This window comes from Deltaproteobacteria bacterium (genome assembly GCA_023382265.1).
Lineage (GTDB): Bacteria > JAMCPX01 > JAMCPX01 > JAMCPX01 > JAMCPX01 > JAMCPX01.
The window spans coordinates 1-12233 of record JAMCPX010000035.1; the positions used below are offsets into that span (position 1 = coordinate 1).

Sequence of the window (12233 nt, forward strand, 5' to 3'; positions counted from 1 at the left end):
TAACAGTATATCTGCCGCGGATTTTTGCACTGAAGAATACCGCTCATATTTTTCGGCTATTTGTGAAAAATCGATATTTGTTTTATCCATGTCTTTACCCTCATTTTAGGAAAATCACAGGGCTGCCCCTGCTGCTTCCATAAATTTGCACGTTTTTTTAAACGGAATTTTGCCAGGACCATAGGGTGTAGTCTACTTTATGGTTGTGTCATTCCTCTTGCGAAAGTTCATACCCGCTGAAAAACTTTTTATAAATAATTATATAAGTGCCCTGAAGCATAGCTGCTATATAAAACGGCAAAACAAGTTGTCCCGATTGAAAAAAATAGCCCGTTATGGTTGGTCCAACAGCCTGTGGCAATTGCATAGAAACCGCATTAAGGCTTGTAGCAAGGCCTCTACGTTCGTTTCTCACCAATCCTATAGTCAATGCCTGCCGCGCACCGGTTGTACTTCTGTTAAATGCCGACCTTAAAAGATAAACAAGCGAGGCAAGCCAGTAAAACGGTATAACGGGCAAAAGCAAAAGCATTATCAAACCAAATGTCCTTTGAAATATTACAGATTTTACAATCCCTATATGTTCGGTCAATCTTCCTGTAAATAGGGCTGCTATGCCTGTAACAAAAAATGTTACAGCCATTACCGGAGCTATAAAATCAGGGCCTACGTGAAACTTTATAGCAAACCAATATGCCATTAAAGGACCCGTCATGCCTATCGCTGCTCCATTAAAAACATTGGCAAATACTAATTTAAATAATTCATGATTTTCTTTTTTAGAGATATTACGGCTTTCCTTATGTTCACTGTCTTTCCCGCCTTTTCTATTACCTCTATAGGACTCTTCTGTAGATAGTATCAAAGCAAGATCTATAATAGCCAGTATACCTACGATAGCAAACAACGGGCGATAAGACATTGCACCGATAAACCATTTATCCCACAGTGATGGCAAAATAGCGAGTAGAGCACCAAGGCCTGTTCCGAAAAAGCCGAGCGCCGTGTTTATGCTGTAAATAAATCCGCGTTTTAAAGGTTTGATGCTTTCTGCAAGCCATGCCTGCTCTGCCGGAGAGAATGGGCCTGCCGCTCCATTTGCTCCGCGACCAAATCCCCCTAACACGGCGCTCATTCCTAACAGCCAGGGCTGTGCCGTTGCTATGGCTATGATACAACCGGTTATTAGTATAAACTGGTATACAAGTAAGAATGGTTTTCTTCTTAAGCGATCGCTGCTTACCCCGATAATAAGACTTAAAAATGCGCCGAATAACCCTGCCGAGCTGAGGACAATACCTATAGAACTGCCCTTCCAGTGCATTGCATGAAGATAGAGCGTGAAATCAACAACGAGTATACCCTGTCCAACGCTGCGGATCATGCGTGTGGCAAGCAGCCTGGCTGTTGCAGGATGCAGTTCTTTAATATCTTTAACAAACATGGTGGTATTTAAGATACACAATCTCAAATTGTCAAGACACTAATATACTATGGTTTCTCGAATGTTTATCCGAAGTCAAAAATTAACAGGATATCGTCAATATTGACACTTTCCGAATACCATGAAGCATGTCAATGACACCTTATTTTATTATTTTTTCTCAAATCTGTAAAAGCCTTCCCACGTATCTTTGTTTAATACCCTGCATCTGTATATCATGGTTTTCACAAAAGGATAAGCGTTGCCCGCCTTAGCAAATACACTTGCAGCATCATAAAATCTACCTTCTACATATACTGACAGTGCTTCTTCATAAATGGCTTTAAATTCATCAGCATTGCTTATGCCGTCAGGCAGTAATGTATATACATAATATCGGCGTATCCACACCTGATGGGATAACGCGATCCAGCTTAAACAAGATGTCCCTTGATGATAGCCGGATGTATGTGAATTCTGATACCAGTAGATTTGTTCCATAATATTTGTTCAAGCCTTGATGCAATATTTACATTATCTCCTATGGCTGTGTAATCAAACGGCATTTCAGAACCCATGTTACCTACAACAGCTTCACCGCTATTAATACCTATTCCAATGGATACAGAAGGCAGATTCAAAGTACTTAGTTTTTTATTAACGTCTTTTAAGATCGTTTGCATTTCAATACTGTACAGAACGGCTTTCTCGGCATGATCAGGCATTGACAATGGTGTCCCGAATAAAGCCATTATATCATCACCTATATATTTATCAAGTATGCCTGAATGATTTAAAATAACCCCTGTCATAGCAGTCATGTATTCATAAGGATGTCCCGATTATCGGGGAACTGTTGTAACGAATTTTTAAGCAGCCCGATGGATTGCTTAAATTTGTGCTCTTGCTGTAATATGATTGCTCTGGAAAGTACAACCTGCACACTTTGTTCTGCAACGAGGACTTTTGGCATTAATACAGCAACGCTGAATACCAATAAGACCAGTTTTTTACACATTAATTTCTCCGGCAAATTAAATAAATCATATAATAAATTATATATTGTTAAACTTAATATTACAATAAAACTTTAGTCGATGTCTGTGATAACAATCACATCCGTACAAGCTCATATATCAATTTTTTTTAATTGAAATTCCATATTTACTTTTTTGAGTTCATCAATACACCTTTTCCGGATTCACATCCGCGATCATGGTCTGGGATAAGTTTTCACGGGAATGATACTTTTAGCTTCACCTGTAAGACGAGACGGCTCAATCATTCATTAAGAGACAACTACAATGAAATGCATTTAATACTACACTACTGATGATTTTATGATTATCTTATTCTTAAACGCAGGAGGTTATTATGATTGATATAAATAAATTTACTCAAAAAGCTCAGGAGGCATTGCTGGAGGCACAATCGATAGCATCAAGATATAATCATCAGCAGGTAGATACAGAGCATTTATTACTTGCAATGCTCGAGCAGGAAGACGGGCTTATCTATCATCTCCTAGAAAAGATAGACAAAAACCCTTCAATCATCAAGGAGAGACTCGAGGCTGTACTTGCGGACATGCCGAAGATAATGGGGACATCAGGCAGTGTTGATCAGCTTTATATTACAGCAAGGCTCAATGCAACACTATATAAGGCATTAAAAGAATCACAGGTAATGAAGGATGAATATGTAAGTATTGAGCATATCTTTCTTGCCATGATGAGTGAAGGCCAATCAAGCAGGGTATGGAAGATCCTGCTCGAACAGGGCATAACAAGAGATGCCGTTATGAAAGCCCTTGTTGCAATAAGGGGGAGCCAGAGAGTAACGTCACCCACACCTGAAGTAACTTATGAGGCATTGGAAAAATACGGCCGTGATCTTACAAAATCGGCGTCACAGGGTAATCTTGATCCGGTTATTGGCAGGGACGATGAAATAAGAAGGACCATACAAATACTTTCCAGACGGACAAAAAATAATCCTGTTCTTATAGGGGAGCCTGGGGTTGGCAAAACAGCCATTGTTGAAGGCATCTCCCAGAGGATAATAAATGGTGACATTCCCGAGAGCCTTAAAAACAAAAGACTTATCGCACTCGATATGGGGGCACTTGTTGCGGGTGCTAAGTATAGAGGCGAGTTTGAAGAAAGGCTCAAGGCTGTTTTGAAGGAGATACAGGAATCAAAAGGCGAGGTACTTTTGTTTATAGATGAACTTCACACGGTTGTTGGGGCCGGTGCTGTAGAAGGTGCCATGGATGCGAGCAATCTTTTAAAACCAATGCTCGCAAGAGGGGAATTACACTGCATAGGCGCAACAACCATCAGCGAATATAAGAAATATATTGAAAAAGATACTGCACTTGAAAGGAGATTCCAGCCCGTCATTGTTGACCAGCCGTCTGTAGAGGATACGATCTCAATTCTGAGAGGACTTAAAGAACGATACGAACTTCATCATGGTGTAAGGATAAAGGATTCTGCGCTCGTAGCTGCTGCAGTTTTAAGTAACAGATACATATCGGATAGATTTTTACCCGATAAAGCAATAGACCTTGTTGATGAAGCTGCTGCAAAACTGCGCACCGAAATCGAAAGTATGCCGATGGAGCTTGATGAAATTACAAGAAAGATTTTGCAGCTTGAGATTGAAAAGCAGGCATTAAAAAAGGAAACGGACAGTGCATCAAGAGATAGACTTGAAAAACTTGATAAAGAGCTTTCAGGACTTAAGGAAAAATCAGACGTGCTGAAAACAAAATGGCAAACAGAAAAGGCACTCATTTCTGATGTTAGAAAAATCAGGGAGGGCATAGAAAAAACAAAGCTTGATATCGACAAGTCGGAACGCTCCTATGATTTAAATAAGGTAGCAGAGTTAAAATACGGTAAATTAATAGAACTTGAAAACGCATACAAAGAGCTGGGCAAAAAGCTTGAAAAAGGCGGTAATAGATTACTCAAGGAAGAGGTTGATGAAGAGGATATTGCACAGGTTGTGAGCAGATGGACAGGTATACCTGTCTCAAAACTCATTGAAGGCGAGACACAAAAACTTTCACACCTTGAAGACATACTTCACAAAAGGGTGATTGGTCAGGATGAGGCTGTTAATGCTGTTGCAGATGCTATTGTAAGGGCAAGGTCGGGAATCAAAGATCCTAATAAGCCGATCGGCAGTTTTATATTTCTTGGACCTACAGGTGTTGGTAAAACAGAACTTGCAAGGGCGCTTGCCGAAGCTATCTTCGACGACGAAAATAATATAATCAGATTTGATATGTCTGAATATATGGAGAAACATACTGTTGCAAGGTTGATAGGCGCACCTCCAGGTTATGTGGGCTATGAAGAAGGCGGACAACTCACAGAGGCGGTCCGCAGGAAACCTTTTAGCGTGATCCTTTTTGATGAGATAGAAAAGGCGCACCATGATATATTTAATGTGCTCCTTCAAATACTCGATGATGGAAGGCTTACGGATGGACAGGGTAGAACTGTTAATTTCAAAAACACTATTATAATTATGACATCTAATATCGGCAGTACCCTGATCCTTGAATATTCGGGTGAAGACGAAAAAGGTTATGAAAGGATGAAGCAACAGGTATTGGGCGAATTGAAAAACAGCTTCAGACCTGAGTTCTTAAACAGGGTCGATGAGGTTGTTGTATTTCATGCACTTACAAAATTGGAACTTGGTAAGATCGTTGATATACAGATTCAAAGGCTCGATCAAAGATTAAAAGACAAGGGTATATCTATCAAATTAATGAATGTGGTAAGAAATTACATTGCGGAGACAGGATACGATCCTGTTTACGGTGCAAGACCGCTGAAAAGACTTATTCAAAAAGAGATCGAAACACCGATTGCAAGATTGATCGTGTCGGGCAGTCTGCCTTCCGGGAAAGATGTTGATGTGGATTTTGAAAACAAAGGCATAGTGTTTAAACCAAAAAATGCAGTTGAAAAAAAATGAAGTCTGTGAAGTGAGCAAAATGATGCGTTTATCGTGTCATTCCCACGAAACCTGCCGTCGTAAAATCCGTTTTGCTGAAAACGGGTAACCGGGAGCAGGCATATTGCAGGGATTACAAATTTGGTCGCCCAGGAAAGGGCGGATCACCGAATCGCCACTGCAAGGAAAAGACAAACATAATTATAAATCTTGAAATTTAAAAGAGTTTAATGTAGTTATTAAGACATGAAAGGATTAATCCAAAGAATACATTTAAAAACAACATGGAAGGCTGCGGTATATTTTACCGCAGTTTTGAACGAACAAACAGATTTTACTATTGCATTTTTCGGATTAACTATTCTAGCAACCCTTTCAGGACTGTCAGGATGTACGCCTGCTATTAATATTCAATCGTCATTTCGACAGGCAAACAATGCTTACGAAAGACTCTCAACATTATATCCGAATAATATCGATACACAGGGCTATAGAGTGTATATGGCAAAGGCAGAATCATCAAAGGCTAATGGCGATTATGAATCCGCAAATAAATTCGCAATAGAGGCAAAAATTCAGGCTGACCGGTCCTATGATATAAGGCTTAAACTAAAGCAGGCCGCGAAAAGCAAAGTAGAACTTGCCAGAATAAAACTCGATAGGCTGCTTGTGCCAAGCAATTATTCTATAGAACAATTCTTTAAAGCATCGGATGCATACCGTAATGGTAATTATAGAAAAGCAATAACGCTCGCAAACGATGCTTCAATTAAACTTGATATCGATGCTCAAACGGCTTTCTCAAATACAATAACATTGTATGTCCCCGATAATCTCAAAGCACGTTTTAGCAATTATATCCCCGTCTTTTCATTCATCGGAAATGATTTCAAGCTTCACAAATTATTAGAACGGGTTAAAGGACCTGTGCGCGTAGAATTTATAGAACAGTTTTTTATAAACAAAAACTTTTCTTATTTCCATATAAAGAGTACGAAACTTCATCTTGATGGATGGGTTTATCCGCAATTTGTAATAATAGGAAACATAAAGGAGGTAAAATAAAATGCTTAAAAAAAATGCATTAGGATTATCAATAGGATTGGTAATTGGATTGTTTATTTTCTTACTAACAAACTACATAGTTTTACATCATGGCGGCTCTACACTAATAAAACTCAACCAGATTTATTGGGGCTACACGATCACCTTTGGTGGTTCTTTGCTCGGATTGATCTATGGATTTGTTACAGGCTATATTGCCGGATGGTTGATAGCATGGTTTTATAATTTCTTTGCTTAAGAGCAGTATAATATACTGAAATTATAGACTGGAATTCAAAGGGTGGATAACCTTACCTATTATCTTGAGATTTTAAAATTAGAGCCTGGAAATATCCCTGCATTAAAGGGGCTCGCAGAGGTTTATAAAAACAACAAAGACTGGGAGAACCTCATAGATACATACAAGAAGCTATTTTCTTTATCAGAGGGTAATGAAGAGCGTATAAAACATCTATCAGAAGTTGCAAACATATACAGAAACCAATTAAATCAGGATGATCAGGCTATTGAGTTTTATTTTGATTTGCTTGAACTAAAACCAGATGATCAAACTGCTATAGACGCACTTATAGACCTGCTCAAAAACCGCAATATGCTGCCTGAACTTAATATACTGCTCGAGGGTAAATCTTATCTGAAACGAGAGCCTTCTGAAATAAACTCTTTAAACGAAGAAATAATCAGTAACTATTTGAGTCTTGGCATGCATGAACAGGCACTTTCTAAGCTCGAGTCTTCAGCAGAGCCATCTTTAGAGATTGTCAATTCAATATATAACCTGCTCAAAGAGAAAGGATTTTTTGCTGAAATAATAGAGGAAAAAGAGTTTTTTATAAAAAATTTACGAAACAACGAACAGCTCAAAGGGCTTTATCTTACACTTGCCGATATGTACGAAAGGCTTATACAAGATCCCTATGAGTCTGCGTATAACTATGAGATGGCTTTAACTGTCGATTCTGAAAACCACACAGAGATATTTAATCATCTGAAACAGCTCTACAGCAATTTGAACGAACCAATTCTTATGATCCCAATACTATTAAAGCTGAGAGAAAATATAGAACCCGAAAACAGGTATGAACTTGATAAAACCATCGGTTTGTCTTACTTGTCCATTGGAGAACGCGCGTCTGCCATACCTTATTTAAGGGGGATATTGGAAGTAAGCCCTGATAACAAAGAATTGCTTTATGCAATACTTGAGACTTATATAACACTCAATTCTAATGATGATGCAAATGAGATCATCCTCAAATTGATTAAAGTAGAAGACGATAGTTCTAAGAAGATTCCCCTTTACAATAAAGCTATAGATGCATTAAGAGAAAAACATAATTACGTTGAAGCAGCACAACTCATTAAAGAACTTATAGAGCTTACAGATGATCCATCTTATTTTTCATTGCTTGAAAATACCTATACAGAAAACAATGACTACAACAGCCTCGTCACATTTTTTCTTGATAGATTAAGAGGTAAAGAAGATGATGCAGAATCGGCAAAGGTATGGGCTAACCTCGGCAATGCTTATCTCAAAGGCTTTTCACATTATGAATACGCAGCAGATAGTTATAGCAGGGCACTTTCACTTGATTCCGAAAATCAGGGGTACATAGAATCACTTTTAAATATTTACGCCCTTACAGAGAACCGGAATGAGTATGAACAGCTTTTATTAAAGCTAAAATCATTAACAACAGATACAGAAAAGAAACTCGATATAGATTACAAACTTGGAGAGCTCTACTTAAGCATCCGTGACTATGACAGAGCAACAGATATATACAACAGCATACTTGAAAGGGTTCATAACGATAGTACATCCATACTTGCTCTTGAAAGGATATACAGAGAAATAGACGATCCCAAAAGTCTTGCGACAGCACTTGAGAAAAAACTCGATATAACCGATGACAGGTTAAGTACCATGACAGAACTTGGGTCTATTCTATTCGATAAGGCGATCGATACAAACAAGTCAAAAGATGTACTATGGCAGGCACTTGAGCTATCACCAGATTCAATTGATATAATCCATACTCTAAAGAGAATCTATGATTCTACGGATGATTACATCGGTTACGAAAGATTATACACCCTGCTTATAGAAAGAGCGGATAACCCGAAGACAAAAGCAGATTTACTCGTAAAACTTGGTGAAATCGAATTTGAAAAACTTGCAAAGACGGATTCAGCCATAGTAGCCTTTGACCAGGCTGTACAGATAGAACCGGATAATCATAAAGCCAATTACACACTTGCCAAACTGTATTTTAATACCGGCAGTCTAGATATAGCAGAGCCTTACTTCAGGTTTTCTATCACGAACGATATCATACCTGAAAACGAGCGATCCGAATTTACATACGAATACGCAATGGTACTTGATAAGATCGGTAAATATCCAAACGCACTCGAAGCTTATAAAAAGGCTTATGAGCTTAATAGTACTGATAGAAGATATGCAGAGGCTTATGCTTATGCAGCTTATGCAAATCATGACTATGTTACAGCAATATCCGCGTTAGAATCGCTGCTTAAGCTGCCGAGACAAGAAGAAAATCCCAGCGAAATCTATAAAAAACTTTTACACTCTTATGAAGCAATCAATGAATTCAGATCCGCATCAATATATCTGATGAAACTCATAGAAAAAGAACCGATGAATATTGATTATTTGAAATTGCTTGAGTCTCTTGCATTAAAAGGCGAGGACTATTCCCTCCTTGCATCAACACTTAGGAAAGAGGCAGAGCTTAGCAATAACAGCGAGGAGAAAACAGCCTTTATTATAAAAAGCGCCGGTATCTTTGATGAAAAATTAAACCAACCGGAGCAGGCTATAAAATCCCTCGAAGGACTCGTTAAAACGGAATTGAAAAATCTTGATATATATACAAGGCTGTCTTCTTTATATATAAAAACCAATAACACAAAGGAGCTTACTTCTACTATTCAAAAAATACTCGGTTTCGAGCTTAAAGATGAACAAAGAATTAAATACATGCTTGAGCTCGCAAAAATATGGAAGGACGATAAACAAAAAGCGATTGCAATTTACATTGATATTCTTTCTTCATACCCGCAAAATAATGAGGCGTATACATCATTATCTAATCTTTATGAAGATTTAAAAGATTTTAATTCATTATCTAATCTTTATGAGCAAAGGCTATCTATCATACAATTACCTGACGAAGCAATACGGTTAAACAAGAAACTTGCAAGCATAAAGTCAAAAGAGCTGAGGAACTTTGATTCAGCCATAAACATGTATCAGGATATCTTAAAAATAAAGCCTTCTGAAACCGATATATACCCTGACATTGAGACACTCCTTATAAAAAAAGGTGATCATGCATCACTTGATAAATTCTATGATATTGCAATAAATAATATTTCACAAAATGATACAAGATTTGATTATCTTGTAAAGCAGGCAGAACTCAGGCTGAATACCTTAAATGATCCGACCGCAGCAATACAGTCTTATGAATCGGCTTATGAGCTTAACAAAACGAAAACCGATATAATCGTTAAACTTGCAAGAATAACTGCAAGCCGGAATCTATCAGACAAAGCAATAAGGTATTATAAAGAATCAATCAAATTAAAAGAGCTAACGGATGAATTGAAGGCTGAGCTTTATTATGAATATGGAAACTTAATTAAAGATAAAGGGAATAATAAGGATGCCCATTCAGCCTTTAAAGAAGCATACAATATCTTATCATCAAATATAGACTATAGAATTTCTTACGGCGAATCAGCCTGTTTGATGGGGTTTTACAAAGATGCCTATGACACACTAAAAAATGTCGTATATGCACATGAGGAAGAGCTAAATAAAGAACAATTGCATAAACTGTATAAAACGCTTTCAAACGCATCACATAAACTCGGCAACATACAGCAGGCTGTAGAATATTTACTTCGCGCAGTTGACATCGATGATAATGATACAGAAAGCCTTGTGAAACTTGAAGAATTAACAGCAGTACTCGGCAATTTTGAGCTCGAGATAGAGGTACTGAATAAACTGTCAAAAATTATCACCAACGTTACAGACAGGGCGCAGATCCTAATAAAGATCGCAAAGATAAAGCACGACAGGCTATTTGATCTCAATGGTGCTGTACCCTTGCTGAGGGATGCGATGACTGTACTACCCGGTAATATTCAGATCCTCGGTGAGCTTATACAGATTTACCGGGAGATGTCCGATGTTGATAACGAGATAGAAATGCTTGAAAAACTCCTTAAAATAGAAACCTCAACCGATGACTCCATAAAGACATGCATGAGACTTGGAGAAATTTATATTGAATTCAAGGACGACCTTAATACAGCAAAAAAATATTATCTTGAAGCTTTAAAAAAAGCACCATCTTCCATTACTGTTTTAAAAGGGCTTGGCAAGATATATGAATTACAGGGCAATTTTTCCGGACTCGCAGAATTGTATCAGAAATTTGTAAAAATCCTGTTACCTAAAGAACCAAAAAATATGCTTCCTTTATTGAAAGAGCTTGGTGAGTTATACTCAAACAAACTCAATAACATGGAGTTTGCTTTACAGCAGTACCAGACAATCGTGGATATAGAGCCTGCCGATGTAAATGCACACCTATCCATTGCCTCAATCCTTTCCAAAAATAAGGCACAACTATCCGATGCGGTAAGAGAATATGCAGTGGTACTAAAATATGCACCGGCAAATATTGATGCAATAAGATTTATATCAAAATTTTATGAGCAAAAAAAAGATTTTGACAGGGTATTCCTGTATTACAGTATCCTAAAATTATTCGGTGATGAAAAAGATCTCGAACGAATATTTGTGGATGCGAATAAAAATAAACAACCAAAACAGCCTAAAATTCCAATATCGGACGATCTGTTTCATACACACCTTCTCAACATAAAGACCAGGGGTCCTTTAAAAGATATATTAAATGTATTTCCGGATTCTGCCGATAACTTATTTAAGCCTGATCTGAAGTCTTATGGGGCAGGTAAACAGCAAAGGATAACACAAAAAACATCTTCATGGCAGGAATATGCCGATATGCTTAAAATACTCGGTATAAGTGATATTGATATTTATCATACATCAAGCGGCTCATTTAGGATAGTAATAGAAAACACAAATCCGCCTTCCCTTATTGTCAACACTGCATATTTAAACAAGCTGTCCCAGCAGGAAAAACTGTTTATACTGATTGAATACCTGACCTACATAAAATCAGGCTTTACTCTGCCCTTAAAGCTCGGTAAAGAACGTTTTAATAATTTTATCAATATAATCATAAAAATCATAAATCCATCTATAAGCCTTCCGCAGGAATCCAATCCTTCTTTTCAAACACTGCTTGAAACTGTGAGTTCCGCACTGTCCAGGAAACAAAAAACAGCCCTTGAAGAGCCTGTAAGAAAATACCTTAAGATCATGAACCATTACGCGGAGGACTGGTTCAACGGCATAGAGATGACAGGCGTAAGAACTGCTGCTTTTATGATCGGAGATATTGAGCCTGTATTCTCGGCGATGGTCAAATGGCATGTAGGCGATTTAACCTTGCTTTCTAACAAAGAAAAAAGAAAGGAGACATTTTCATCGTCTGAACTGATGCAGGATTTTTTACAATTTTACCTTTCGGATAGCCACTTTGTTCTGAGAACCAGACTCGGCATGTCCATACTATCTGTATAGATAGGCACACTATTGCTTGAATACTCCTATCTTTTCTATGTAGAATCATTTTAA

The 12233-nt window shown here is 37.8% G+C and carries 8 protein-coding genes; 4 read left to right on the top strand and 4 right to left on the bottom strand.

Translation table 11 applies throughout. The features are described 5' to 3' along the window. Positions 1–208: 208 nt before the first annotated feature. The 4 genes from M1381_06840 to M1381_06855 all read right to left on the bottom strand — a co-directional run bounded on the left by M1381_06840 (position 209) and on the right by M1381_06855 (position 2441). Positions 209–1444 carry an MFS transporter gene (locus M1381_06840; GenBank protein ID MCL4478798.1) on the bottom strand — a complete coding sequence of 412 codons (1236 nt, stop codon included), beginning with the start codon at positions 1442–1444 and terminating at the stop codon, positions 209–211. Positions 1445–1594: 150 nt separating this feature from the next. After that, entirely contained in the window at positions 1595–1834 is a 240-nt protein-coding gene (locus M1381_06845) for a hypothetical protein (GenBank protein ID MCL4478799.1), read from the bottom strand. A 23-nt stretch (positions 1835–1857) separates the two neighbouring features. After that, positions 1858–2244, bottom strand: a complete 387-nt coding sequence (locus M1381_06850) for an adenylate/guanylate cyclase domain-containing protein (GenBank protein ID MCL4478800.1) — start codon at positions 2242–2244, stop codon at positions 1858–1860. Continuing rightward, positions 2241–2441: a hypothetical protein gene (locus M1381_06855; GenBank protein MCL4478801.1), complete on the bottom strand. Its 201-nt coding sequence runs from the start codon at positions 2439–2441 to the stop codon at positions 2241–2243. Before M1381_06855 ends, M1381_06850 begins: the two co-directional genes overlap by 4 nt. A gap of 359 nt (positions 2442–2800) precedes the next feature. On the opposite strand from M1381_06855, the gene clpB reads away from it, so the two are divergent. The 4 genes from clpB (at position 2801) to M1381_06875 (ending at position 12179) form a co-directional block, all read left to right on the top strand. After that, positions 2801–5419 carry an ATP-dependent chaperone ClpB gene (gene clpB / locus M1381_06860; GenBank protein ID MCL4478802.1) on the top strand — a complete coding sequence of 873 codons (2619 nt, stop codon included), beginning with the start codon at positions 2801–2803 and terminating at the stop codon, positions 5417–5419. Positions 5420–5644: 225 nt separating this feature from the next. Next, positions 5645–6463, top strand: coding sequence for a hypothetical protein (locus M1381_06865; protein ID MCL4478803.1), 819 nt, complete (start codon positions 5645–5647; stop codon positions 6461–6463). A gap of 1 nt (position 6464) precedes the next feature. Beyond that, entirely contained in the window at positions 6465–6701 is a 237-nt protein-coding gene (locus tag M1381_06870; GenBank protein MCL4478804.1) for a hypothetical protein, read from the top strand. A gap of 42 nt (positions 6702–6743) precedes the next feature. Further along, positions 6744–12179 carry a hypothetical protein gene (locus tag M1381_06875; GenBank protein ID MCL4478805.1) on the top strand — a complete coding sequence of 1812 codons (5436 nt, stop codon included), beginning with the start codon at positions 6744–6746 and terminating at the stop codon, positions 12177–12179. The last annotated feature ends 54 nt before the right edge of the window (positions 12180–12233 follow it).

Excerpts from the sequence above, each read along its gene's own strand:
- M1381_06850 (MCL4478800.1), bottom strand. The coding sequence starts at position 2,244 with ATGACTGCTATGACAGGGGTTATTTTAAATCATTCAGGCATACTTGAT.
- M1381_06855 (MCL4478801.1), bottom strand. The coding sequence starts at position 2,441 with ATGTGTAAAAAACTGGTCTTATTGGTATTCAGCGTTGCTGTATTAATG.
- M1381_06865 (MCL4478803.1), top strand. The coding sequence starts at position 5,645 with ATGAAAGGATTAATCCAAAGAATACATTTAAAAACAACATGGAAGGCT.
- M1381_06870 (MCL4478804.1), top strand. The coding sequence starts at position 6,465 with ATGCTTAAAAAAAATGCATTAGGATTATCAATAGGATTGGTAATTGGA.
- M1381_06840 (MCL4478798.1), bottom strand. The coding sequence starts at position 1,444 with ATGTTTGTTAAAGATATTAAAGAACTGCATCCTGCAACAGCCAGGCTG.